Source organism: Mesorhizobium sp. P2_D1 (assembly GCF_056404455.1).
Map to the genome: position 1 here is coordinate 1 of NZ_JBFUDZ010000158.1, position 811 is coordinate 811.

The 811-nt window shown below is 58.3% G+C and carries 1 protein-coding gene; it reads left to right on the top strand.

What is annotated here, in order from left to right:
- The coding region (locus AC1D0I_RS32710; protein ID WP_477400204.1) for a LysE family translocator at nucleotides 1-622 on the top strand (622 nt) is incomplete at its 5' end.
- Nucleotides 623-811 lie beyond the last annotated feature (189 nt).

Sequence of the window (811 nt, forward strand, 5' to 3'; positions counted from 1 at the left end):
CTGGATAGCGTTCGTCGCGACGGTCGTTTTCCTCCAAATGCCGCCTGGGCCAGATAGCATGTTGGTGATGGCGCGCGGCATTGGGCAAGGGCGGGGAATCGCCCTGTTCACGGTGCTCGGAATGACCATCGGTGCGGGCATGATCCAACTGCCCCTGATCGCACTCGGCGTCACCACCGTCGTAAAAGCCTCACCGCTCGCGTTCGCTGCGCTTCAATGGATGGGAGCCGCCTATCTCGTTTGGCTAGGGTTGCGGCTCATCTTCACCGCGTCAGATGTTCTCGCCCAGCAAGATAAAAGCCCCATCAAGCCACTTGCGGCAGCACGCGAGGGGATGATCGCCAACCTGGTCAATCCGTGGCCCATCACCTTCATGGTTGCGTTCCTGCCCCAGTTTGTGGACCCGCACGGAAGCTCAATTACACTACAACTGTTATTGCTGGGGACGACCCAGAAATTGACGGGGGTATTGGTCTTGGGAAGTTACGCCATGGCTTCCGGCAGCATCGGCTCCTGGATTATGACGCGGCCGCGCGTGAGGGTTTGGCAGCAACGGATTGCCGGCTTCTTTATCGTGGGACTTGGATTGCGAATGGCCATTGGCGGAGGGATAAACCGCTAGCCATTGCTTTCGAGAGATAGCCCCCTGAACTGTCGTCCGACTACGAATGATAATTTTCTACACAATGGAGCTTTTGCCCCGGCCGCAAGTTACCTCGCTCGCAGCGGAGAGAACCTGTGAGCATGAAAAAGAACGATCCGGTTGTCGGCCCGTCGAAGCCCCGACTTCTCGGCATCCTTGGCCCTGGCC